Origin of the sequence: Microcoleus sp. T2B6 (assembly GCF_036700475.1) — a bacterium.
In the GTDB taxonomy this organism is placed as follows: domain Bacteria; phylum Cyanobacteriota; class Cyanobacteriia; order Cyanobacteriales; family Microcoleaceae; genus Microcoleus.
Map to the genome: position 1 here is coordinate 27349 of NZ_JAUBOZ010000044.1, position 17669 is coordinate 45017.

General features: G+C 45.5%; 24 protein-coding genes. 11 read left to right on the plus strand and 13 right to left on the minus strand.

From position 1 onward, the window contains the following. The first annotated feature begins 61 nt into the window (after positions 1-61). A complete protein-coding gene (locus QUA00_RS19475; protein WP_333139469.1) occupies positions 62-724 on the plus strand; it encodes a DUF2834 domain-containing protein in 663 nt (220 codons plus the stop codon). Between the two features lie 202 nt (positions 725-926). Next, a complete protein-coding gene (locus QUA00_RS19480; protein ID WP_333410843.1) occupies positions 927-1679 on the plus strand; it encodes a gamma-glutamyl-gamma-aminobutyrate hydrolase family protein in 753 nt (250 codons plus the stop codon). 4 nt (positions 1680-1683) lie between these two features. On the opposite strand, the gene QUA00_RS19485 is transcribed toward QUA00_RS19480, so the two are convergent. The 9 genes from QUA00_RS19485 to QUA00_RS19525 form a co-directional block, all read right to left on the minus strand. After that, the gene (locus QUA00_RS19485) at positions 1684-1872 is read right to left on the minus strand and encodes a CPXCG motif-containing cysteine-rich protein (RefSeq protein ID WP_006635525.1); all 189 of its coding nucleotides are present in this window, start codon (positions 1870-1872) and stop codon (positions 1684-1686) included. Continuing rightward, positions 1856-2338: an SRPBCC family protein gene (locus QUA00_RS19490; protein ID WP_333410844.1), complete on the minus strand. Its 483-nt coding sequence runs from the start codon at positions 2336-2338 to the stop codon at positions 1856-1858. The genes QUA00_RS19485 and QUA00_RS19490 overlap by 17 nt, the downstream gene beginning before the upstream one ends. A gap of 13 nt (positions 2339-2351) precedes the next feature. After that, positions 2352-2705 (minus strand): transcriptional regulator, encoded by a 354-nt coding sequence (locus tag QUA00_RS19495; protein ID WP_333410845.1) that lies wholly within the window; start codon positions 2703-2705, stop codon positions 2352-2354. A 4-nt stretch (positions 2706-2709) separates the two neighbouring features. Then, positions 2710-3039 (minus strand): type II toxin-antitoxin system RelE/ParE family toxin, encoded by a 330-nt coding sequence (locus QUA00_RS19500; protein WP_333410846.1) that lies wholly within the window; start codon positions 3037-3039, stop codon positions 2710-2712. A 41-nt stretch (positions 3040-3080) separates the two neighbouring features. Next, complete coding sequence (locus QUA00_RS19505; RefSeq protein ID WP_333410847.1) at positions 3081-3494, minus strand: transcriptional regulator; 414 nt, start codon at positions 3492-3494, stop codon at positions 3081-3083. A gap of 20 nt (positions 3495-3514) precedes the next feature. Further along, complete coding sequence (locus QUA00_RS19510) at positions 3515-5170, minus strand: radical SAM protein (protein ID WP_333410848.1); 1656 nt, start codon at positions 5168-5170, stop codon at positions 3515-3517. Between the two features lie 205 nt (positions 5171-5375). Continuing rightward, positions 5376-5885 carry a signal peptidase II gene (gene lspA / locus QUA00_RS19515; protein WP_333410849.1) on the minus strand — a complete coding sequence of 170 codons (510 nt, stop codon included), beginning with the start codon at positions 5883-5885 and terminating at the stop codon, positions 5376-5378. Between the two features lie 243 nt (positions 5886-6128). Then, positions 6129-6707 carry a biotin transporter BioY gene (locus QUA00_RS19520; protein ID WP_333139483.1) on the minus strand — a complete coding sequence of 193 codons (579 nt, stop codon included), beginning with the start codon at positions 6705-6707 and terminating at the stop codon, positions 6129-6131. A 123-nt stretch (positions 6708-6830) separates the two neighbouring features. Beyond that, entirely contained in the window at positions 6831-7046 is a 216-nt protein-coding gene (locus QUA00_RS19525) for a hypothetical protein (protein WP_333410850.1), read from the minus strand. A 141-nt stretch (positions 7047-7187) separates the two neighbouring features. Between QUA00_RS19525 and pstS the strand changes: the two genes are divergently transcribed. From pstS to QUA00_RS19550, 5 genes are all read left to right on the plus strand, one after another. Next, on the plus strand, positions 7188-8375 hold the full coding sequence (pstS, locus tag QUA00_RS19530) for a phosphate ABC transporter substrate-binding protein PstS (RefSeq protein ID WP_333139621.1): 1188 nt from the start codon (positions 7188-7190) through the stop codon (positions 8373-8375). A gap of 333 nt (positions 8376-8708) precedes the next feature. After that, entirely contained in the window at positions 8709-9665 is a 957-nt protein-coding gene (pstC, locus tag QUA00_RS19535; RefSeq protein WP_333410851.1) for a phosphate ABC transporter permease subunit PstC, read from the plus strand. A gap of 34 nt (positions 9666-9699) precedes the next feature. Continuing rightward, positions 9700-10593 (plus strand): phosphate ABC transporter permease PstA, encoded by an 894-nt coding sequence (gene pstA, locus QUA00_RS19540; RefSeq protein WP_333139489.1) that lies wholly within the window; start codon positions 9700-9702, stop codon positions 10591-10593. 91 nt (positions 10594-10684) lie between these two features. Then, on the plus strand, positions 10685-11485 hold the full coding sequence (gene pstB, locus QUA00_RS19545; RefSeq protein WP_333139491.1) for a phosphate ABC transporter ATP-binding protein PstB: 801 nt from the start codon (positions 10685-10687) through the stop codon (positions 11483-11485). Positions 11486-11956: 471 nt separating this feature from the next. After that, positions 11957-13207 (plus strand): transposase, encoded by a 1251-nt coding sequence (locus QUA00_RS19550; RefSeq protein WP_333139493.1) that lies wholly within the window; start codon positions 11957-11959, stop codon positions 13205-13207. 29 nt (positions 13208-13236) lie between these two features. On the opposite strand, the gene QUA00_RS36885 is transcribed toward QUA00_RS19550, so the two are convergent. Beyond that, on the minus strand, positions 13237-13500 hold the full coding sequence (locus QUA00_RS36885; RefSeq protein WP_445301031.1) for an NblA/ycf18 family protein: 264 nt from the start codon (positions 13498-13500) through the stop codon (positions 13237-13239). Positions 13501-13635: 135 nt separating this feature from the next. On the opposite strand from QUA00_RS36885, the gene QUA00_RS19560 reads away from it, so the two are divergent. The 3 genes from QUA00_RS19560 (at position 13636) to QUA00_RS19570 (ending at position 15961) form a co-directional block, all read left to right on the plus strand. Then, entirely contained in the window at positions 13636-14232 is a 597-nt protein-coding gene (locus tag QUA00_RS19560; protein WP_333139497.1) for a phycobiliprotein lyase, read from the plus strand. 272 nt (positions 14233-14504) lie between these two features. Then, positions 14505-15263, plus strand: coding sequence for a phycobilisome rod-core linker polypeptide (locus tag QUA00_RS19565; protein WP_333139500.1), 759 nt, complete (start codon positions 14505-14507; stop codon positions 15261-15263). 272 nt (positions 15264-15535) lie between these two features. Beyond that, complete coding sequence (locus tag QUA00_RS19570; protein WP_333410852.1) at positions 15536-15961, plus strand: NERD domain-containing protein; 426 nt, start codon at positions 15536-15538, stop codon at positions 15959-15961. Here the strand turns inward: QUA00_RS19570 and QUA00_RS19575 are convergent. Continuing rightward, the gene (locus tag QUA00_RS19575) at positions 15950-16072 is read right to left on the minus strand and encodes a hypothetical protein (protein ID WP_333306770.1); all 123 of its coding nucleotides are present in this window, start codon (positions 16070-16072) and stop codon (positions 15950-15952) included. The genes QUA00_RS19570 and QUA00_RS19575 overlap by 12 nt on opposite strands. Positions 16073-16090: 18 nt before the next feature. On the opposite strand from QUA00_RS19575, the gene QUA00_RS19580 reads away from it, so the two are divergent. Continuing rightward, positions 16091-16330, plus strand: a complete 240-nt coding sequence (locus tag QUA00_RS19580) for a hypothetical protein (protein WP_333139504.1) — start codon at positions 16091-16093, stop codon at positions 16328-16330. Here QUA00_RS19580 and QUA00_RS19585 read toward each other — a convergent pair. Beyond that, a complete protein-coding gene (locus QUA00_RS19585; protein ID WP_333139506.1) occupies positions 16325-16759 on the minus strand; it encodes a transposase in 435 nt (144 codons plus the stop codon). The two genes, QUA00_RS19580 and QUA00_RS19585, sit on opposite strands and share 6 nt — an antisense overlap. Further along, on the minus strand, positions 16734-17543 hold the full coding sequence (locus QUA00_RS19590) for a transposase (RefSeq protein ID WP_333410853.1): 810 nt from the start codon (positions 17541-17543) through the stop codon (positions 16734-16736). The genes QUA00_RS19585 and QUA00_RS19590 overlap by 26 nt, the downstream gene beginning before the upstream one ends. Between the last annotated feature and the right edge of the window lie 126 nt (positions 17544-17669).

The following is a 17669-nucleotide window of genomic DNA, read 5'->3' on the forward strand; positions in this document are numbered from 1 at the left end:
AGTCTTATTGAAAAACCCTTTAAGCTTGCTATAGTAATATCAGAAGTAAGAAAAACTAACTATGTTCAGAAAAATTGGATTTGGGCTGCTTTGGATTGCATTTATCACCTACGCCTTTGTATTTGCACCACCCGACAGCCCAGAAAAAACCATCACACTAATTACCAATATTTCCACAGGCAAAATAGCAGACATCAACCCTTTAATTGTAGCGTTATTCAACCTCATGGGAGTCTGGCCGCTCATCTACAGTTGCGTCTTATTTGCTGACGGCAGGGGCCAGAAAATACCTGCATGGTTATTTGCCACTTTATCCTTTGGCGTCGGCGCTTTTTCCTTGCTGCCTTATTTAGCCCTGCGCGAACCGAATCCAGAATTTCCCGGTCATAAAAATATCTTTTTAAAGATATTAGACTCCCGTTTTACTGGAATTTTCTTAACATTAGCTGCGGTTGGTTTAGTTGCCTTTGGCTTGACAAACGGCGATTGGTCTGATTTTATTCAGCAGTGGCAGACTAGCCGCTTTATCCATGTAATGAGTTTAGATTTTTGTATGCTTTGCCTACTATTTCCTGCCTTATTAGGAGACGATATGGCGCGCCGAGGAATGCAGAACTCTACAGCATTTTGGGCAGTAACATTAGTACCGCTGTTCGGGCCGCTGGCTTATCTGTGCACGCGCAAACCCCTACCGGAAATTAATACTGAAACTGTTACAAATTAGACAGCAGTGCAGGGAATTTTCAGTTTAATCTAGAAATCCATCACAAGTAATCAGACAAGAAACAGGCAAGATGCCTGTTTCACAACCATAAGTAAGTTTTATTGTGGGTCGTTGCTCCTAGTAGCCCGCCCATGAAACACTGATTACAAATACTGCCAAATCTGAGTATTAATGTAAATAATTATCTCCCAGTCTCTAGCAAATGAAAAAATTTCCTATTGTTGGCATCACAACATACAACCGCTGTTCAGCAGGCGAATATCGCTTAAATGGAACTTATATTGATGCAGTTCAGGCGGCTGGTGGCATTCCGATTTTACTGCCGCCCCATCAATTAGATCCCGCTAGTATTTTTGATGCAGTAGATGGTTTGATTTTTTCCGGCGGCGGAGATATCAACCCAGAACTTTATGGCGGTTATGTCGATCGCACAGTTTACTCGGTTAATGCAGAACGCGACAATTTTGAATTAAGCTTAGCAAAGCTAGCTTTGAAGGCTGACATACCTGTGTTGGGGATTTGCCGGGGAATGCAAATTTTGAACGTAGCCAGCGGCGGCAGTTTGGTGATTCACGTACCGGATGCTTACGGAGATGAGGTTAATCACGGATCGGGAATTCCCCCGCGTGCGATCGAGCATACCATTGAAATTGAGCCAACCAGTCGGCTAGCCAAAATTATGGGAAAAACTTCAACAACCGTTGTTTCCTGGCATCATCAAGCAGTGCGGAAGGTAACATCCGATTGGCAAATAGTAGCCAATGCACCTGACACTTTGGTAGAAGCAATGGAGCACTCCTCTCACCCTTGGATGATAGCAATTCAATGGCATCCGGAAATGTCGCCAAACTGTTCATTTAACTCTCGAATTTTTCAGGCATTCGTAGAAGCAGCAGCTTCAAGATTTATGAATTCTACCAAGTCAGCATCAAAGGCAATTCCTACATTTTTGTAGTCCCTTATTCTTGATAGTCAGTATCTATTTCAATATCCAGGGTATCTTCATCTATTCTGACATAAAGAACATTCGGGCGACAGCAAACCTGACAATCTTCGATATATGATTGCTCCATACCGCCGCTGATATCAACAAAAGTTGTACTCGGTTCGCCGCAGAAAGCACAGTAATATTCAGCCGTTGTTTGCATTTTTCTCGCACTCTCTTTTTGTGACTTCGTGGCGGTAGCGAAACATATCTGTTAACCGCATTTCCACCCACCAACCTAACAGCAAATCGACAATCGGGCCGCCCGGTATCGAAAATGCGTTAGCGAAGCCCTCGAAGAGGATCGCATCTGTCAATCTAGTCTTGCCATTTTCTGAGGTAAACTCGTGTCGGTGAACCCAACTTGCCATTGGCCCCTCAGTTTGTTCATCAACAAACAAGCGATATTGTTCGCACTCAGTGTGAGTCGCCACCCATTTTACAGGAATCGGCCCCAATAACAGGCGAAATTCTGATACAGCACCCACATCGAGTCCCCCTTCGCGGCGAATAATTTTCACCGGTTGCCAAGGCGGAGTCAAAAGTTGCAGAATATCCGGCCTTTCGTGAAAGTTCCAGACAGCTTCAACGGTGGCATTAATTAAGGATGAGTATTTAAAATTGGGCATTTTCTAGATTAAGTTAAACAGTTATTTGCGATCGCGTTTCAGCATTTGCAGTATTATCCTCTGTATCAGTACAAACAGCAACAGTTAGTTTCAATCCCAAAGCATTCAGCCAAGTTCCCAGATGGTAAATCGCATCACTTCCTTGCTGTGACAGCAATTCATCCAGTTTTTTTAAGTGCAATTCATATTCTTCAGGACTCATTTTTGGTTGGCCAAGAGCTTCTGCTACATCGCGGAGAGCTCGTTTTAGCAGTTCAGCTTCCGGCTCTTCCTCCTCTAATGTCGCCGTTATATAGGCTGCTGCTAGTTCTGGCTTTTTTCTGAGAGATTCAATCAAAAATGGATGATAAGGTAGGCTTTTAGGCATTGTCTTAACTCCTATAATCTGTCCAGTATTCTTTAGCTTGGCGGATATCTCTGTCTTGAGTGCTTTTATCGCCTCCGCAGATGAGAATCACAATTGTCATTCCTATTTGTCCAAAATAGATTCGGTAGCCAGGCCCATAATTTATTTTGAGTTCGCATACGCCTTCCCCCACGGAGCGATAGTCTCCTAAATTACCATCAGCAATTCGGTTAAGCCTAGATATAATCTTGGCTTGAGCATTTATATCTCTCAGTGAATCAAACCACTGATCGAAAGGCACTTTGTTATCTGGCGTAGTATAACGCTGAATTTCTCTCGGCTGGACTTCGGGCATAATTATATTATAGTGCGTCACTCATCCCAGTATCCTGGCAATTAATTATACTCAAGAAATGCCACAGGGGAAAGATGGAAAAACTTAGCTAACTTTTGAATTTGACTCGCCGTCAGTTCCCGCTTTCCATCCATCATCTCAGATACCCAAGACTCGGATTCAAAAATATCAACCAAATCTTTTTCTTGAATATTGTCTTCAACCATCAATGCTTTCAGTAGTGCGATACCTTTCAAGACTGGCATTGGCTCATGTTTTTGTTCGTAATCATAAACAAGAGTACCCAACACGTTTAAGTAATCTCGATCGTCCTGCGTGAGATGGCTCCGACTCACAATAGAATCAATCCGATTTTGTGTAGCGATTAACTCAGCTTCACAAGTAATTGGACGCGGTGGAAAAGTTGTGATGATCTCCATATAGTAGCTACTAGGAGTTTTTAAACCCGTCGTCATTTTTCCAGTTCTCCTTTTTACTAAACGGGACTTAGTGAATTCTCACATTCTTGATTTGGCTGTCGTGTTGTATGACTCATCGCCTCAGCCAAATGCTTCTTCAAAGTCGCCTCCGGTAGCGGCCCTTTTAAATGACTCCAAGGCAAAACCTGATCCAATTCCCACTCTTGAAAAATATAAAAATCCATATCCGGCAACTGTCCCCGCAACTCCTTAAAAGCCCGCCGATAACTGCCCAAAGTATCGCCGTAATGCCGAACTAATTCCAACAGCCGAGACAACCGCCGATCGCCCTTTGACAACAAACCCTGAATCACCGACCAATTATAGCTTTCAGGTCTAAATTCTAAACCTAACTTCCGCAATTCTTTATCTAAAAACTTCAGCCTCTTCTCCGCATCTTTATTCACTCCAAACCACTGAAAAGGAGTGTGAGATTTCGGAACAAAAGTGCTGCATCCCAAGGTCAACCGCAAACCGGGAGCGGCTTTTCTAATCGCCCGCATCATCTCCACCGTCTCCTCTAAATCCTCCATTTCTTCGCCGGGAATTCCCGCCATTCCGTAAAGTTTAATTCCCTTTAACCCCCCCGCTTTAGCATTGATAGCAGCTTGAATAATTTCGTCATTTGTGAGTTTTTTGTTAACGATTTTGCGGAGGCGATCGCTCCCGCTTTCCACCGCAATTGTCACAGATTTGCTGTCTCTGTTGGTCAATATTTCTGCCAATTTAACTGTCACCGTATTCGTCCTTACCGAAGAAAGACTCAACCGCACGCCGTCGTATTTCGGATGATTCAAATGATCCAGCAACGCTTCAAATTCCGGGTGCTGAGTCACCGAAGCACCCAACAAACCCAAACGATTAGTCACAGTTAAACCGCGATCGATCGCTGGAATTAGCGAACCCTCCAAACTCGCAGTTCTAAACGGCAAAGTCAGATAACTTGCCAAACAAAAACGGCACATTTCTGGACAACTCCGAACCACTTCCACCATGTAAATATTTTCCCAAGCCGCTTTTTCTGTCACCACAGTGGAAGCAGATAAAGTATTGCCACGATAAGTTTGTTTTTCAACCATATTGGGAATTCCCGAATCGACAGGCTGAATCGATTTAATCCCCTCAGCCGCATCCAGATAAGTTACTTCGTACAAACTGGGGACGTAAACTCCCGGAACTTGGGCTAAATGCCGCAATTTAGTTTGTCTGTCGGCGGTACGGACTTCTTTATAAGCATCAATAAAATTGTCAATGAGATGTTCGCCATCTCCCAGCAAAATCACATCAAAAAAATCGGCAAAAGGTTCTGGATTCGCAGTAAAAACCGGGCCGCCCCCGAATACTATCGGATGATTATCAGTTCGTTTTGACGCCCAAATCGGAATTTCGAGAGATTCCAATAAATTTAGAATATTTACATAGTCTAGTTCCCAAGAAAGCGAAAATCCCAGTAATTCTGGATGTCGGGGAAGCTGTTCGCGGATATCAGTAAATAAACGGCCCACTTCAATATCCGATCGCACAGCCAAAGTTGCCCACACTATCTGATAGCCGAGACTGGTAATACCCACCGTGTACTCGTTGGGAAAAGCAAAAATAGTCGGGATAGCATCAGCATCGGGGGTTGCTGGGGCAAATAGTAAGCGTTCTTGAGCAAATGGATTAGGATTCACGGGCAAATTTAGTTTTAACAATAGGTCTGTTCTTATCTCATTTTAAGCCATTTCCAAAGTCATTGTAGGGTGCGTCAGGGTTGAATTTGGCGACCACAAACTAAGAATCTCCCCCCTGACGCACCCTACAGTTAGTTAGCTGTTACATCCGTTACATCCGAAAAAAGCGAATCGGTTGGCGAACTTCCTTATTGCTTCTTCAAATTTACTCTGAAATAGAATCGCCATCGTCTTGCCTTCTCGGCGGCGGTGGACTGTGAAAAGTTGCAATCAGCAAACAGATAATCCCAGCATTAATAAACACATCCGCCAGATTAAATACGGGGAACCGAATTATCCGAAAATCGATAAAATCTACAACATGGCCCGAAACAAATCGATCGATCCCATTGCCCAGTGCTCCCCCCAAAATCAAACCGTAGCCAGCTTGTTCCCAGCGGTTAATTCGCGGCCCGAACCAAGCTAGTACCATCAATCCGACACTAACGCCCAAAGACAGCCAGCGCAACCAAATCGCCCCGCCATTGCTGAACAGACTAAAAGCCGCACCGGTATTAACAACATAAGTGAAGTGAAACACCCCAGGTAACAGTGGCTGCGTTTGTGGAGGAACCGTCAATTCAAAATTTTGCACCACCCAAAACTTAGCCAGGTGGTCTAAAACTAAACTGATAACAGCAGCAACCCAGAACAAGGGATTTCTTTTAAAACGCATGAATTAAGCAATAGAAAATGGGGCATCGGGCCTGAGAGAATTTACTCCAATCTCACTTGTCATTGCGAGCAGAATGCAGTGGAGCAAAGCAATCCCAGCCGCAGCGAGATGACTCTCCCGTTTGGCAATGTATAGTATAACCTTATTTTGCACCATTACCAGTTACCTCTTCCTCCTTCCTTCTTCCTCCTTCCTTCTTCCTCCTTCCTTCTTCCTTCTTCCTCCTTCCTTCTTCCTTCGCAATTAATAAAACATCAAGCGGCGCAAAGTAAATGACAGCACTGCGATCGCACAAACTACCGCCAATTGTCCCGGCAGAGGATAAACCGAATATTTAAGAATCTCATCGAATAAAGGTGTTGTTTTTGCCGGAGGCAGCAAGTAAGTAAAAATTAGATAAATTAAGCCGATCGCGTGAACAGTGAACAAACCGCACAAACAGCTAAAAGCCATAGATTCCAGCCGCGAAGCCACCTTAAAAGCCACCCAGCCGCACACCCAAGCACCAGGCACAAAACCCAGCAAATACCCAAAACTCGCTTCTTTGAGATAGCCGATGCCGCCGCCTTGAGAAAAAACTGGCCACAAAGTTAATCCTAATGCCAAATAGGCAATTTGCGAGAGAGCCGCAGCATTTTTCCCCCCCATGCAGCCTACTAGCAAAACGGCTCCAATTTGATAGGTAACACCTAAAGAGTACGCTTGAAGTCCTCGATCGTCCCACAACCCAATCGGAATTGTGACAGATGCAGGCAAAAAAGTGCCTCCTATCGTCAGGAGCAAACCAATAACAGCCCAGATTAATTCAATAGGAGCAGGCATTATAGCAGAAGAAAGAAGGAAGACCGAAGTTGCAATCGACCGTTTATGTTTGTGCAATTAAGAACGTCCTAACCGTCAGGGCGGTTGCTATATCATCAAACGGCATTCCTCAGAATGTATTTGTCAGATGCAAGCTTCAATGCCCGCAGCTTTTAAATTCTTAATAATAGCACTACTATCAAAATAACCACCATTGTATTGTTTTCTGATTCTCAAGCCTCGATCTTGTGATAATTTAATAGGGAATTTTTCGCGATCCTCTTCGAGGGCTTCGCTAACGGGCGATCGACTGCTTGTTTCCGTAGCTCGGTTTCTGCCATATACCTTATATGTTGACACTTGTCAAGCTCATATATAACATTAATAATATTAATTAATATTAAATTGCCATTAAGTGTAAAGATTCTTAACCTAACCTTTACTTTTGCGCGCTATGCTGATGCGGGACACCCATATAACGATCGCAGATTTTTTATACCTATGCTTTTTCGTCTCAACTTGATTAATCCAAAGCGTCTGACTACAGCAATTACCGTAATGGCGATCGCCCTCAGTGTAGCAGCTTGCCGCAGTGACAGCCCAAACACGAGCACCAGCCCCAGCCCCGGCGGCGACACCGCAGCATCCCCCGGCGCATCCCCCGTTGCAGCCACGGGCACAGCGGAAAACACCAAACTCGCCCTAGCCTCAGACGTAGCCATCACCGCAGCCGGCGCCTCATTCCCCGCCCCCCTGTACCAGCGTTGGTTTCAAGACTTCAACAAAATCAACCCCAAAGTACAAATTAACTATCAATCAGTAGGCAGCGGGGCCGGAGTCGAACAATTTACCAAAGGCACAGTAGACTTTGGGGCCAGCGACACCGGCATGAAAGACGACGAAATCGCCAAAGTTCCAGCAGACAAAGGCGTGATACTGCTGCCCATGACAGCCGGCAGCATCGTCCTGGGCTACAACCTGCCAGACTTAACCGAACCACTGAAACTGCCGAGAGACGTTTACACAGATATCTTCGCCGGTAAAATTACCAACTGGAACGATCCCAAAATTGCAGCGGCAAACCCGGGCGCTAAATTGCCAGACCAAGCCATCACCATCGTCCACCGTTCCGACGGTAGCGGTACCACCGCCGTCTTCACCAAACACCTGAGTGCCATCAGCCCCGACTGGAAAAGTGCAGTAGGCGACGGCAAAACAGTACAGTGGCCCGTAGGCGTAGGCGCAAAAGGCAACGAAGGCGTCACAGCCCAACTCCTGCAAACCGTCGGCAGCATCGGCTACGTAGAATACGGCTACGCCAAAAACAACAATCTCAAATTTGCATCTTTGGAAAACAAAGCAGGCACATTTGTAGTACCTAACGACGAGTCAGCTTCTCAAGCTTTAGCGACTGTGCCGCTGCCGGAAAACCTGCGAGCATTTATCGAAGACCCCGAAGGCGCTCAATCCTATCCAATTGTCACCTACACTTGGATGCTAGTCCCCAAAACAGTTACTGACCCCAACAAAGCCAAAACCATCGAGGCAATGGTTGAATACGGCTTGAATGAAGGTCAAAAAGTTAGTTCCGAATTGGGCTACGTTCCTCTGCCCCAAAACGTTAAAGAAAAAGTAGCCGCGGCCGCTGACGGCATCAGCCCAGACTACAAGATTGAGGTTGCCAAATAGTAAGAGAAGTCAGTGGGCAGTTGACAGTTGGCAGTTGTTAGTTGACAGTTGGCAGAGGGAAAAAAGGAAGAGAGATATTTCTGTAGGGGCGGGTTCACCGACAATAATTGCCTAAAATCAATAATCTGATAAACCCGCCCCACCCAACGGTAAATCGCCATCTACCTCTTTGAAAATACAAGGGGCGGGTTTTACCAGCAATATTTGTTGAAAACTCAGGGGATTAATAAACCCGCCCCTCTTTGACTTTATTTATCGTCTTTCTTTCTGCTTCCTTCTAGCTTTTTCCGAAACAGGCTATTTTCCGCTACTATATATTTGGTTTTTTTTTCTATGATTTCAGATAATAACAGCGCTCCATCACAGAGCCGATCGCGCTCTGGGGCAGAAAAATCCTTAGATCAAGGCTTTATCTGGCTGACGCGGATTTTGGGAATAGGAGTTGGTGTAATTTTGCTGGTAATCGCGCTCACCGTTGCTTATCGGGCTTTACCGGCGATTCAAGAGTACGGTTTGGGATTTCTATTTGGCAGTAGCTGGAATCCGGTTAAAGAAGAGTACGGTGCACTGCCGATGATTTACGGGACGATCGTCAGTTCGGCGATCGCGCTCCTAATTGCTGTACCATTAGGAGTAGGGACTGCCATCTTCTTGAGTGAAGATTTTTTGCCGCTGCCAGTCCGCACAGCTTTGGTTTTTTTAGTAGAACTTTTAGCTGCCATTCCCAGCGTAGTCTACGGTTTGTGGGGAATTGCTGTATTGATTCCCCTGATTACCACTCTCGGCAAGTTTCTCAACGGCACTTTCGGATGGCTGCCGATTTTTAGCACCTCGCCAGTTGGGCCGGGAATGTTACCAGCAGGAGTAATTTTGGGAATCATGACTTTGCCCATTATTACTGCTATCTCCCGCGACTCTTTGGCAAGTCTCCCGCCCGATTTGCGACAAGCATCTCTAGGTTTAGGGGCTACTCGGTGGACAACGATTTTTAGGGTACTCGTACCGGCGGCTTTTTCCGGCATTGTCGGCGGAATTATGCTTGGGCTCGGTCGCGCGATGGGAGAAACAATGGCTGCGACTCTGTTAATTGGCAATTCCAATCAGTTAAGTCTTTCTGTGCTAGCTCCGGCAAATACTATTGCTTCTCTGATGGCAAATCAGTTTGCGGAAGCCTCCGGGTTGCAAGTAGCAGCTCTGATGTACACTGGGCTAATTCTGTTTATTATGACACTGATTGTTAATATTTTGGCAGAGTGGATTGTTTCTCAAGTAAGAGCGAAGTACAACTAGAAGTTTGCCGCCATTTCCTACATATTTTTAGTTTATGTCAAATAGCGTCTCCGATGAGAATCCTTTGGTATCGAAAACAGGCAGTTTAAAGAAGGTTAAAAACAGCCCGCAAGCGCTGTTTAGTCTGGGGATGACTGTACTGGCTGGAGCTAGTCTGGCCATCACTCTGCTGCCTTTGTTTGCAGTTCTTTCCTATGTCACCGTACAAGGTTTCAATCGCCTGAATTTAGACTTGTTTACCAAGCTGCCACCGCCGCCCGGACTATCGGGAGGCGGTATTGCTAATGCAATTCTCGGTACATTGATGACGGTGGGAATTGCTTCTTTAATTGCTGTTCCTTTTGGCGTATTGGCCGCCGTTTATTTGTCGGAATTCAGCAGCGGCCAAGTAGCTCGCTGGGTACGCTTTGCTACTAATGTCCTCAGTGGCGTTCCTTCGATTATTGCAGGGGTATTTGCCTACGGTTTGTTCGTGGTAAATATGGGAGGTTTTTCGGCAATTGCAGGGGGCGCGGCGCTGGCCGTGCTGATGTTGCCGACGATTGTGCGGACTACTGACGAAGCTCTACAAATCGTCCCGCAAGATATTAGATGGGCGTCGGTTGGTGTGGGTGCTTCTAATTATCAAACGGTGTTGCAGGTGGTTTTGCCTGCGGCAATTCCGGCTATTTTAACGGGTGTGACGCTGGCAATTGCTCGCGCTGCTGGAGAAACTGCTCCTTTGATTTTCACGGCGCTGAATTCGCCTTTTTGGCCGGCAGGATTTGATAAGCCAACTCCGAGTCTTTCGGTTTTGGTGTACAACTTTGCAACGGTTCCTTTTAAGGCACAGAAAGAATTGGCTTGGGCTGCATCTTTGATTTTGGTGTTTATGGTTTTGCTGACGAGTATTCTTTCTCGCTGGGCTACTCACAAAAAAGTGTATTAAAGGGTGAGTTTTAAAAAGGCATTCATGCACTTATGGTGAAGGCCGAATGTAACCCAGGTTTTGAGTAAAATTTGAGAGGATTGTTACCTGTATGATGATGGATTTAGACAAGCAAACGGAAACAGTTTTGCGGACAGAGAATATCAATATTTTTTACGGCGCTTTTCACGCGGTTAAAAATGTTTCAATGGAAATTCCTAAAAATCGCATTACTGCCTTGATTGGGCCGTCTGGCTGCGGTAAAAGTACAATTCTGCGATGTTTTAACCGCCTCAACGATTTAGTTAACGGTTTTCGTTTAGAGGGTAGAATTGATTACAAGGGTCAAAATCTTTACGATCCTGATATTGATGCTGTGGAGGTGCGCCGCAAGATTGGGATGGTGTTTCAAAAGCCGAATCCTTTCCCGAAGTCGATTTATGACAATATTGCTTACGGTGCGAGGGTGAACAATTATAAGGGGGATATGGATGAGCTGGTGGAAAAATCGCTCAGCCAAGCTTATTTGTGGGATGAGGTGAAGGATAAGTTGAAGCAAAGCGGTTTTTCTCTTTCGGGTGGCCAGCAGCAGCGTTTGTGTATTGCTAGGGCGATCGCGATTAATCCTGATGTAGTGTTAATGGATGAACCTTGCGCTTCTCTTGACCCGATTTCTACGATTAAGATTGAGGAGTTGATGCGGGAACTCAAGGAGAAGTATACGATTGTGATCGTTACTCACAATATGCAGCAGGCTTCTCGGGTTTCTGACCTCACAGCTTTTTTCAATGCTAAACTTTCTGACGATGGGAAGCGGTTTGGCTATCTTGTGGAGTGTGACAAGACTGAGGTAATTTTCCAAACTCCGAAGGAAGAGTCTACTTTAGATTATGTGAGTGGCCGTTTTGGTTGAGTCCCCGACAGGTTGAAACGTGTCGCTACAAAAACTATCGTCCCTCTTTAAGAGACTAAAAACATTTAATTTACTGAGTCTGGTAGCGACAAAAAAAACCTCGTAAAACTTTTCTGAATTTAGAATCCCGCTTTCTTGGAGAAGGCGGGATTCTGGGTTTTATGTTTAATAGCTCGATCGCATTTTTTGCAGATACAAGCCGCTGATTTTTGTGAAGAAATGCTCGAAGAGTTCACCAAAAAACTGGGCGGAGCGTAGCGGAGGGCTGAAGCCCCGTCCTTTCAGGACGGCTTTTCCTTAACCTTGAGGCTCCTGATTGACTATAAATACATCAGTTTTAGTTCTATCTACAGATTTGCAGCGATCTTCAACGAGTGCCAATTTAGATTCCTGCCTCTAAAAAATCTCAACGTTTGTTCACGCTCTTTTCCGGTGTTTTGCTGTATTATATTACAACAAGGAGGACTACTCATGTTTGGCTGTCAACAAAATGTAATTCGGGCTGATTCAGATGTTCAAGCTATTCTTGAATACCTGTGTTCCGAAGCTGCCAAGCTTTCTAATTGCGGAACTTACTATGGCCGCCAGCTATACTTTAAAACTGGTAAAATCCCAAGCCGTGCTCAGTTGCACAAAGTTTTGGGGACTGAAAATCGGAACCGACACTATCAAGCGTTCTACTCTGATACTGCCCAACAAATATTGACGGGCGTAGCAGAGTCTTTTAAGTCATTTATGGGATTACTAAGAGCTTTTAAAAGTGGGGTAATTACGGAACGCCCGAAACTACCAAAATATCGTCAAGGCGGAAGGGCACTTGTGACATTTACAGGTAGGTCGGTAAAACTCAAAGATGGAATGTTGAGATTCCCCCTTGGAAGCAAGGTTAAAGCGTGGTTCGGCTTAGATGCGTTCTTTTTACCGATACCCTCTAATCTTGATTTTAAGTCGATTCGAGAGTATCGCATTCTTCCTCGTAACGGCTGTTTCTACCTAGAATTGGTCTACAAAGTAAACCAAATACAGGCAGATATAGACCCGACTAAGTGCTTAATGATTGACCACGGCGTAGATAACTGGCTAACTTGCGTGAGCAATGTCGGTACAAGTTTTATTGTTGATGGCAGGCATTTAAAATCGCTCAATCAGGGATACAACAAACGGGTGGCATTTCTGATGAAGGGAAAAGCTAATGAATTCTGGTCTAAAAGACTTGCCTGCTTAACAGAGAAACGTAACCGCCAAATGCGAGATGCCGTCAACAAGGCAGCAAGGAAGGTAATAAACCACAGCTTAAAAAATCGGATAGGAACGATTGTATTCGGCTGGAATAAGGGACAAAAAAAATCTGCCAATATGGGAAACACAACTAATCAAAAGTTTGTGCAAATCCCTACGGGCCGATTAAAAGATAGAATTGCTCAACTTTGTGAGCAGTACGGATTGAAATTTGTGGAAACGGAAGAATCTTATTCATCCAAAGCGTCGTTTGTTGATAATGATTCGCTACCTACATTCGGCGAAAAACCCGAAGGGTGGCTTCCAACTGGCAAACGAGTTAAGCGTGGTTTGTACAGAACAGCTCAAGGTTGGTTGATTAATGCAGATTGCAATGGTTGTGGGAACATTGGTAGAAAAGTAGCGATAATGCTTGGACTCGATCTAAGCGGAATCGGTAGGGGTGCTTTGTCAGCGCCTTTAAGACTTAAATTATGGTCTTAAGAATCCCCGCAGCTTCAGCGCGGGGAGTGTCAAATATTCTTCATCCAATGCTTGAACAGGTTTTCTTTGACCATACTTTGCCGCATAACTTCGAGCAAGTATTCCTGAGCTTGGTCTTGGCTTAACCTTTTGACTTCTTCGCGCAGCACTTGAAGTTTGAACTGCTGTTCCATGCTGAGGCTGGTTGTAGGCATATCCATAAATCGCTCCTCCAGTTTGCTGAGATTAATGCGAAATTGATCGGAATGACGTTTCGCAGGATTTGTTGTGTCTCCTACATTGTAAACTATCATAACATTCCCTTGACAATATGTCCAAAGTAGACATTTTGAAACTAATTTGTGTCGCAAAAGTACATCAAAGTGGGGGGAGCCTTATCATAAAAAGGCGTAAAGACAGGGAAGCCTAAGCCAAAGGAGCTAGTTCGTATGGATGCAATGGAGTTTTTTCAAAGCAGTGCTGGGGAGTGGCGTTCTCAGCGCAGCACTCACCACCTCGCTTTCCGCCAAGCGGAGATTGGGGATTCAAATATTCAGGTAACGGCGCTGGGTGCGGATGACGCGCGAGTGGCCGATATTTGCAAGATGCACGAAGTCGATCCGAGCCGGGCTGCTGGGGGGGCTTTTGTGACTTGGCACGGCTCGATGGCGTGGGATAAGGATGATGAGAATCATAAAGGGTCTACGGTGTTCGCGATCGTCCCCGATCCTGAAAATCCCCGGCAGGGGTTGATGTTGCGGGAACGCGGCTATGCGGAAATTGTGCCGGTGGCTGGCCGTTTTGAGATGGATGATGAGGATGGGCTGCTGCTGATTACCGAATACGAGACGATGAGTTCGATCGAGCGTTTCTGGTTTGCTAATCCGAACGTGCGGATGCGGACGAGTACCGTAAAGCGCTTTGGCGGTTTCAGCACATCGACTTTTTGTACCGAAATTCGGGTGCAACCAGACTCGGATGCAACATCAGAAGCGGCCGCAGATCAAGTGGCCGCCAGCGAGTTTTATTCGGCTCTGGGTTGGTAATTTGGCTGTTGGATGTTGACTGTGGACTGTTGACTGCTGACTGCCCACTGCCCACTGCCCACTGCCCACTGCCCACTGCCCACTGCCCACTGCCCACTGCCCACTGACAACTGACAACAGTCAACAAATGTTACAGATTGTTGCAAAAATTCAGGAAAATCAGATTTAGATTGCGGGAATCCCCTAATCTGTATGTTGGTTAGTTGTATCCGTTATGCTGGCAGCTCACGGTGTCAACTATTTCTGAAATTTGAGATAACGGAGATTTTAACGTGGCGCTTCCTTTATTAAGCTACGCCCCCAAGAGCCAAAACCAGCGCGTTGCGGGTTTTGAAGTAGGCGGCGACGAGCAGCCGAGAATTTTCACAACTGAAAATGTGCTCTCGTCTGGAGACATGGAAAATTTGATTTGGGCTGGATATCGCCAGATTTACAGCGAACACCAAATCCTCAAGAGCAACCGCCAAAAGTCTTTGGAGTCGCAACTCAAGTTCGGCCAAATTACTGTGCGGGACTTTATTCGCGGTTTGGCGACTTCTTCTCCTTTCTTGGAGCGGAATTATCAAACTAACAGCAATTACCGGTTTGTGGAAATGTGCGTGCAGCGCATTTTGGGCCGGGATGTGTACAGCGAGCGCGAAAAGATTGCTTGGTCGATCGTGGTAGCCAATAAGGGGCCTCAAGGCTTTATTGACGAGTTGGTCAATAGCGAAGAGTACCTGGAAAAGTTCGGCTATGACACAATACCTTACCAGCAGCGCCGAATTTTGCCTCAGCGAGTTGGAGGGGACACTCCTTTCAACTTGAAGACGCCCCGCTACGGTGAGTACCACCGTTCGCAGCTTGGCTTCCCGCAAATCATCTGGCAAACCAGTGTCCGCCGTTTTGTTCCTCAAGAACAGCAGGCGAAGGCTGGCGATCCGTCCAACTATTTGGGTATGGCGCGCAATATGCCCATTCCTACTACTCCGCCGCAGCGCGTGGCTCTGGCTAATATCAATATCGAGACGATGGTTCCCCGTCGCCGGTAATTGATGCTGCCCTGATGCGATTATTTGTGTCGGGCGATCGACTGAATCGATCGGCTTTTAGGCTGAGAGAGTTTTGAGTCTTGAGTTTTGAGGTTTGAGTTTTTTGATAAACTTGGAATCCAAAACTCGGGACTCATAATTTTTTGTCATTAGTCATTAGTCATTAGTCATTAGTTATTAGTCATTAGTTATTAGTCATTAGTCATTAGTCATTAGGAAGAAAAATAATTCGACCTTTTCTCATTGTTAACTATAAGTGCATAGGTGCATTTATGCAGCCGCAATATAACGAAAATGCTGGAAAATCATTGCGTCGCCATGCTAAAGAGCTTCGTACCAAAGCCTTATACAGGTACGGTGCCGCAACAGGGTTGGTGTTGTTGCCACTGCTGGTATACGCGGTAGCACCTTTTGCTCCTTTATTTTTATTTTTGGTCGCGGCTATTTTGATAGGGGCATTAATCGCCCTTCCGTTGATTGAGGACGGGAAAACGTTTTGGAAGTCGTCTCAGAGATTTGACCAAGGGGCCTGTGGTGAAGAAAAGATTCAGCAAGTTTTGAAGTCCCTAATCCAATCTGGATGGATAGCTGAGTACAACTTAAGATTGCCGGAAGTAGGCGATATCGATGTGTGGCTGCGATCGCCTAAAGGAGTCAATTTTATCCTTGATGTGAAGGGGAGCATCTCATATTTGTAAAAATACTTCTTCTGGCTCCTTCCTTCTGGCTCCTTCCTTCTGCCTCTTTCCTTCTGCCTCCTGCCTCCTGCCTCCTGCCTCAAAACTCCAATTTCTAGCGGAGGGCTGCAAAGGTGAGATGCTCCCGATGTGAAGTCTCACTCAACCGTAGTTCTGTTGGATGGGGATGTGCTCAAGCGTCAATCTTACGGGAAATTGATAGATTTTAAGAAAGATTTTCTGGCACAGATTGCCAACCAAGCTACGGCCATCAAAAAAGCTAAGAAGTTAACCAAGGTCACTCCAGTAGTTGTATTTAGCGATGCCAAGGTGAGTTTTAGCAACAAAACGAAGATTAGGGGTGCTTACTTGACACTCCCCATCCTATAAGGACGGGGATTCTTGGTTCAATGAGTCGCCATAACCTAGCAGGGTTTCCCCAACTAAACTAGAGGGCATCTCTCCCCAAGCGTTAATTTCGGCGTGCCCCGCCGTATTTTGGGCGCGTTTCAAGATGTTAATTGCTGCGTTGGTGTCTCGATCTGCCGAATACCCGCAATGCGGACAAATGTGCGTTCTAGTTGATAGAGACTTACTGACTTTTTTGCCACAATTCGAGCAATTCTGACTGGTATTGTGGGGCGATACAGCTACGGTTTTTGTTCCGTAGACGCTCCCAAAATAATCCAACCACGTCCGAAACTTAGACCAAGCGGCATCACTAATCGACTTAGACAGTTTTCGGTTCTTTACCATGCCCTGAACATTTAAGTCTTCATAGGCGACCAAATCGTTAGATTGGACGTAACGGAGTGCCACTAAGAGTGACAAACTCTTCTCGCTGCCTACTTACTCTTAGATGTTTCCGAGCATACCGATTTTTGGCCTTCTTGTAGTTATTAGATTGCGGTTTACCCTTTTTGAACTTTTTGGACTTTTTCCGGTTGGCGCGGTTTAATTGCTTTTCTGATTTGCGATAAAATTTAGGATTTTCGACTATCCCTCCCTCACTATCAGCCAAAAAGTATTTAATTCCGACATCAATTCCTACCGCACGATTGGATGACTTGCAATCTTTGAGAGCGCTCCGAGGAGCATCGACACAGAATTGCACGTAATACCCATCACTACGTCGGACAATCCGTACCCTTTTAATTTGCTCTATCTGATAAAAATGCAAGTCTCGACTGCCTTTTAATTTCAGCATCCCGATACCTTTCTTATCAGTAAAGTTAATGCGTTTCCGGCCTGATGAAAGTTTCCAGCCACCAACCTTGTACTCGATCGAGCGACTGTTTTTCTTGAACTGCGGATAGCCCTTTTTACCCGGCTTTTTGTTTTTACAGTTGTCGAAAAACCGATCGATCGCGCGTTGGGCATTTTCAACAGCAGCTTGACAAGCATGACTGTACAAGTCTTTGACAAGGCCAAACTCTGCTCGCAATTGAGTGCAATATTTATACAGTTCTTTTCTGCCGACACCGCGATTGTCCATCCAGTACCGCAGGCATTTATTCCGAATAAATTGCCCCGTGCGAATAGCTTCATCGATCTTGTCGTATTGTTGCTTTTTCCCGTAGGCTTTGAACTCAAAAACTAGCATGGTTCGACCTGGGCAGGCTGCTGTCTTATACTACCATATATTTGACGTTAATTCCAGAATTTATAGAATTAAAGCCGTCCTATAAGGACGGGGCTTGTATCCCATTCTTTTGGTCATGGAACTGGG

What these genes read in the sequence shown, in the direction of transcription:
- QUA00_RS19475 (WP_333139469.1), top strand. Translation starts at nt 62, where the DNA reads ATGTTCAGAAAAATTGGATTTGGGCTGCTTTGGATTGCATTTATCACC.
- QUA00_RS19480 (WP_333410843.1), top strand. Translation starts at nt 927, where the DNA reads ATGAAAAAATTTCCTATTGTTGGCATCACAACATACAACCGCTGTTCA.
- QUA00_RS19485 (WP_006635525.1), bottom strand. Translation starts at nt 1,872, where the DNA reads ATGCAAACAACGGCTGAATATTACTGTGCTTTCTGCGGCGAACCGAGT.
- QUA00_RS19490 (WP_333410844.1), bottom strand. Translation starts at nt 2,338, where the DNA reads ATGCCCAATTTTAAATACTCATCCTTAATTAATGCCACCGTTGAAGCT.
- QUA00_RS19495 (WP_333410845.1), bottom strand. Translation starts at nt 2,705, where the DNA reads ATGCCTAAAAGCCTACCTTATCATCCATTTTTGATTGAATCTCTCAGA.
- QUA00_RS19500 (WP_333410846.1), bottom strand. Translation starts at nt 3,039, where the DNA reads ATGCCCGAAGTCCAGCCGAGAGAAATTCAGCGTTATACTACGCCAGAT.
- QUA00_RS19505 (WP_333410847.1), bottom strand. Translation starts at nt 3,494, where the DNA reads ATGACGACGGGTTTAAAAACTCCTAGTAGCTACTATATGGAGATCATC.
- lspA (WP_333410849.1), bottom strand. Translation starts at nt 5,885, where the DNA reads ATGCGTTTTAAAAGAAATCCCTTGTTCTGGGTTGCTGCTGTTATCAGT.
- QUA00_RS19520 (WP_333139483.1), bottom strand. Translation starts at nt 6,707, where the DNA reads ATGCCTGCTCCTATTGAATTAATCTGGGCTGTTATTGGTTTGCTCCTG.
- pstS (WP_333139621.1), top strand. Translation starts at nt 7,188, where the DNA reads ATGCTTTTTCGTCTCAACTTGATTAATCCAAAGCGTCTGACTACAGCA.
- pstC (WP_333410851.1), top strand. Translation starts at nt 8,709, where the DNA reads ATGATTTCAGATAATAACAGCGCTCCATCACAGAGCCGATCGCGCTCT.
- pstA (WP_333139489.1), top strand. Translation starts at nt 9,700, where the DNA reads ATGTCAAATAGCGTCTCCGATGAGAATCCTTTGGTATCGAAAACAGGC.
- pstB (WP_333139491.1), top strand. Translation starts at nt 10,685, where the DNA reads ATGATGATGGATTTAGACAAGCAAACGGAAACAGTTTTGCGGACAGAG.
- QUA00_RS19550 (WP_333139493.1), top strand. Translation starts at nt 11,957, where the DNA reads ATGTTTGGCTGTCAACAAAATGTAATTCGGGCTGATTCAGATGTTCAA.
- QUA00_RS36885 (WP_445301031.1), bottom strand. Translation starts at nt 13,500, where the DNA reads ATGATAGTTTACAATGTAGGAGACACAACAAATCCTGCGAAACGTCAT.
- QUA00_RS19560 (WP_333139497.1), top strand. Translation starts at nt 13,636, where the DNA reads ATGGATGCAATGGAGTTTTTTCAAAGCAGTGCTGGGGAGTGGCGTTCT.
- QUA00_RS19570 (WP_333410852.1), top strand. Translation starts at nt 15,536, where the DNA reads ATGCAGCCGCAATATAACGAAAATGCTGGAAAATCATTGCGTCGCCAT.
- QUA00_RS19590 (WP_333410853.1), bottom strand. Translation starts at nt 17,543, where the DNA reads ATGCTAGTTTTTGAGTTCAAAGCCTACGGGAAAAAGCAACAATACGAC.